This window comes from Neobacillus drentensis, assembly GCF_036966985.1.
Lineage (GTDB): Bacteria > Bacillota > Bacilli > Bacillales > Cytobacillaceae > Neobacillus > Neobacillus drentensis_E.
In genome coordinates this window covers 237-4,356 of the sequence record NZ_JBALSN010000619.1, presented here as the reverse complement: position 1 = coordinate 4,356, position 4,120 = coordinate 237, and the positions used below count along the sequence as shown (strand labels likewise).

The 4,120-nt window shown below is 38.4% G+C and carries 5 protein-coding genes and 1 pseudogene; 2 read left to right on the top strand and 4 right to left on the bottom strand.

Annotated elements, in window-relative coordinates; genetic code table 11:
* Both V7659_RS29210 and V7659_RS29205 read right to left on the bottom strand, forming a co-directional pair.
* Positions 1-367: pseudogene (locus V7659_RS29210) on the bottom strand (phosphatase PAP2 family protein); the annotation flags it as partial.
* A gap of 302 nt (positions 368-669) precedes the next feature.
* Positions 670-1,041 carry a DUF2500 domain-containing protein gene (locus tag V7659_RS29205; RefSeq protein ID WP_335543546.1) on the bottom strand — a complete coding sequence of 124 codons (372 nt, stop codon included), beginning with the start codon at positions 1,039-1,041 and terminating at the stop codon, positions 670-672.
* A 198-nt stretch (positions 1,042-1,239) separates the two neighbouring features.
* Between V7659_RS29205 and V7659_RS29200 the strand changes: the two genes are divergently transcribed.
* Both V7659_RS29200 and V7659_RS29195 read left to right on the top strand, forming a co-directional pair.
* The gene (locus V7659_RS29200) at positions 1,240-1,632 is read left to right on the top strand and encodes a thiol-disulfide oxidoreductase DCC family protein (RefSeq protein ID WP_335543545.1); all 393 of its coding nucleotides are present in this window, start codon (positions 1,240-1,242) and stop codon (positions 1,630-1,632) included.
* A 90-nt stretch (positions 1,633-1,722) separates the two neighbouring features.
* Positions 1,723-2,913: a M14 family metallopeptidase gene (locus V7659_RS29195; RefSeq protein WP_335543544.1), complete on the top strand. Its 1,191-nt coding sequence runs from the start codon at positions 1,723-1,725 to the stop codon at positions 2,911-2,913.
* Positions 2,914-2,956: 43 nt separating this feature from the next.
* Here V7659_RS29195 and V7659_RS29190 read toward each other — a convergent pair whose 3' ends face one another.
* Positions 2,957-3,367, bottom strand: a complete 411-nt coding sequence (locus V7659_RS29190; protein ID WP_335543543.1) for a VOC family protein — start codon at positions 3,365-3,367, stop codon at positions 2,957-2,959.
* Between the two features lie 93 nt (positions 3,368-3,460).
* Complete coding sequence (locus tag V7659_RS29185) at positions 3,461-4,015, bottom strand: GNAT family N-acetyltransferase (protein ID WP_335543542.1); 555 nt, start codon at positions 4,013-4,015, stop codon at positions 3,461-3,463.
* Positions 4,016-4,120 lie beyond the last annotated feature (105 nt).

Here is a 4,120-nt window from a genome sequence, read left to right as displayed (position 1 = left end):
GTGCATAAATCCATTGAACAAGATTATTAAAGTAATTATCCCCTATAATGGTTGGTCTTGGAACTGTTGTTTGGAAAAAGAAATATATAACAAAACAAATTAACTCTCCTACAACGATTAATATTAACGTCTTCAGGTATACTTTTGTGTCCTTAAAACAAAAGTATACAAGATAACCAAAGATATAAGCATACCAGATTATATAGGGAATGATAAAAACTGACAAAAACGGAATCGCATGGTCAATTGAAGTACTAATATCAATAGATCTATGTGAACGGGAATTTAATAATTCATATATCTTGGCCAAAGCGGGAATGACCAGCAAGAAAAGCAAGTAGGGAGCTCTTTTTATTATATTCTTCAAGTAAGTTCCCTCCTATAAACAATTTGTATTTTCCTAGAATACTAACTTGAAAATGTCGAACACATTCCATAATACCATAAAAATGGTGGAAATAAACATACTTTCCCAATTTCTTAAGAGAATTTATCTGGAAATTAATTTCCTCTTATGTCTTTAATTGGTGTCTTTAAATGGTGTCAAGCACCAGTTGTGGACACTTCGGTTATTTGTCCGCCTCCAATGGACACTGTCTTTAAAAAATGAAGAAACCCATTGGTTTTTGGTTTCTCCTGTTTGTTCCTTTTTTGGTTTTCTTTAGCTTTCTATGCCCCTGCTTGGTTTCGTGTAAATCCATGGTATCTTGTGCCTTGGAAATTTAGCTCGCCGACATCGCCTTCTGCCAGTAGACCATATTCCCGACCGTCCACACTGAATTCCATCCGGTCACCACTTTCAACTTGAAATGTGGCATAGTACCATGTACTTGAAGAATGATCATCCCCGCCTCCACTCACTTGCAATCTTTTTGAGACAACAACCGCAACCACTGTTAAGCGTGGTTGTTTATTATTATGACTCCACATTTTAATCCCTTTAATAAACGTAAACAAAATGAAGCCAGCCACAAGAACAATAAAAATAGGGATAATGATAAACATAATATCAAAGAACTCAAAACCATCATTAAAGCCCATACCTCCGCCCCCTTCTATCTCTGTACAAATGAAGATAAACTAAATAATTTTGGTCTCTTTTCCAATATATAGGATGGATTTCCCATTTAGCAAGAATATTTTTAATAGTAAAAAACCCAAAATACCTATAGGAGCGACCAGCTTAAGAAATATGCTAAACTAAGGAAAACGTACACGAAGAAAAAAGGTGGTGAAACTTTGGAACGGATCATTTTATTTGATGGAGTTTGTAATCTGTGCAACAACAGTGTGCAATTTATAATAAAAAGAGATTCCATTGGATTATTCAAGTTTGCTTCTCTCCAAAGCGAATCGGGCCAGTCACTTTTAAAAAAACATGGCTTGAACAATGATTTAAAGAGTTTCGTCCTCCTAGAAAATGACAAAGCTTATGTCAAATCAAGTGCAGCACTCCGGGTTTGTAGAAAGCTAGGCAGAGCATGGCCATTTTTATCGATCCTTCGGTTCCTCCCTCCTTTTTCAAGGGACTTTCTTTATGACATTGTGGCAAATAACCGTTATAAATGGTTTGGAAAAAAAGAAAGCTGTATGCTTCCATTGCCTGAATGGAAGGGCAGATTTTTAGAATAATGGTTCGCCGGGCACTTTAATTCTAACTAATATTTTATTCCCTAAAGCATAGATATAATTAAACAATTTTTTTAAAGCAGGTGGGCATAAATGGAGATTGTTGTTAGACAAGGAGATTCATTATGGCATTACAGCCAGATGTTTCAGGTTAATTTACAGCTCATTAATGATTCCAACCCAAAGATCGATCCCAATAATCTTTCTGTCGGCCAGCAGGTACGGATTCCTGGTTTTATTGCAAAAGAATATCAGATTCAACAAGGAGACTCATTATGGAGCATTGCTCAACAGATGAACCTCCCTCTTAAAGCAATGGAGTTGACTAACCCTGAATTAAATCCCTCAAACCTCAGTCCGGGCCAAACCATAAAGGTTCCAACCAGGATTAACTGGAGATTAGTTCAAAGTGGCCAAAAATATGATTACAGCAATCTGCTAAAAGATATCAACAGATTAAAAGAGATATATCCATTTTTACAAGTTTCAAACATTGGAAAGACCGTTCTCGGAAGAGACATTCCAGAGATCATCGTTGGAACAGGTGAAAAAAAGGTTCATTATAATGGTTCCTTTCATGCCAATGAATGGATTACTTCCTTGGCGATTTTGACTTTTTTAAATGATTACCTATTATCCTTAACAAATCATCAACCTATCCGAGGATTAAATACTTTTCCACTTTACCAACAAAGTACTTTATCCATCGTCCCAATGGTAAATCCGGATGGAGTCGACCTCGTTTTAAACGGACCACCTGATCAGGAAGAATGGCAAACAAGAGTGGTTGAATTTAATAAAGGAAGCATTGACTTTACAGAATGGAAAGCAAATATTCGAGGCGTCGATCTTAATGACCAATTCCCGGCTAGATGGGAATTGGAGAAAGCGCGGAACCCAAATGAGCCTGGACCACGAGACTATGTGGGAGAAAAACCATTGTTAGAGCCCGAAGCTATTGCGATGGCAAATCTAACAAAAGAACGGGATTTTGCACGAGTGCTGGCCTTCCATACACAGGGTGAGGTCATCTACTGGGGATTTGAAAATCTTGAGCCTGCTGAGTCTGAGGTGATCGTCCAAGAATTTAGCCGCGTCAGTGGGTATGAACCGGTGAAAACGATTGCTAGTTACGCCGGTTACAAGGACTGGTTTATACAGGACTGGCAGCGAACAGGCTTTACAATTGAGCTCGGGCGTGGAATCAATCCACTTCCCTTGTCCATGTTTGATGATATGTACAAAAAATCACTGGGAATTTTCTTAGCGGGTCTTTATATGTAAAGAGAGGAGGCGAAGGAATCCAGCCTCCTCTCTCTTTATGTAATTAGGATTTTGTATGATTTAAATCCCAAATTACACCATAAGCATCTTTGACCTTCGCGTATTTTGCTCCCCAAAAAGTATCCTGCAGTTCCATGAATACTTGCCCGTTTTGACTCAGTGCATCATAAATCTTTTGGATTTCTTCTTCACTTTCAAATTCCAGCGTTAAGGAAATATTATTTCCAACCACTACGGAATTACCGGGAAACGCATCCGAAACCATTAAGAATAAATCACCACATTTAAATTGGGCATGGATAATACGATCATGTGCCTCTGGCGGCGTAGGATAGTCCGCCTCACCATAAGTTTGGAGATTGGATATCTCCCCGCCGAATACATCTCTGTAATAATGTAAAGCCTCTTTTGCCTTCCCATCAAACATTAAATAAGGTGTCGCTTGCCCCTTCATAGGTAACTCCCCTTTCAATGAAAACCTCAGTATTATTTACTACACAGCCCACAAAAAGACCTGCTTTACAAAAAATTTATTTTACCCTTCAGATTATGCCCCTTGATACGACGCCTTATGGAACCTTTCAATATACTTAAACAGTTCCTCACCGTGTTTTGGTATATTGGTGTCAGGCACCATTATTAAATACATAGCCCGATAGGATTCGGGGACCCAGATGTAATGGTGTATGTATTCTGTCATTGTGAAGCCGCACTTTTTCCAGAATTGGTTTCTAGTTAGTGTTTCGGGTGTCTCTTCAGATTCCACTTCAATTACCATACTTTTCAAATTTCCTTTGGTCATTGCCCATTCTTGGATATACCGCATCATTTGCATGCCAATCCCGCGATGCTGCCACTTAGAATCGACAGCAAGATAATCAATGATTAAAGCATCGGTGCCTTCCAGTTTACCTGTTACTGCCATGGCCACTATCTGATTCTCCACCATTCCGATATGTAAGTAACAAAGTTGTTTGCTAAACATATTGCGTATGATTTTCTCAGGCTTTGCTCCCTTTCCATCGAATGCTCGGTGGTAAATAGGGCTTATCTGGGTATTCCATAACTGTGCATCCCATTTTTTAATTGTATTAAATTCCAATGGCTGTTTGCCTCCTACGCCTTTCATATACTACCAAAGTACCCAGGAATCATGATTTTTATAAAAAAAAGCAATGTTAAACTTGTCTGTTGATTTCCGTTCCAG

Excerpts from the sequence above, each read along its gene's own strand:
- V7659_RS29205 (WP_335543546.1), bottom strand. The coding sequence starts at position 1,041 with ATGGGCTTTAATGATGGTTTTGAGTTCTTTGATATTATGTTTATCATT.
- V7659_RS29195 (WP_335543544.1), top strand. The coding sequence starts at position 1,723 with ATGGAGATTGTTGTTAGACAAGGAGATTCATTATGGCATTACAGCCAG.
- V7659_RS29190 (WP_335543543.1), bottom strand. The coding sequence starts at position 3,367 with ATGAAGGGGCAAGCGACACCTTATTTAATGTTTGATGGGAAGGCAAAA.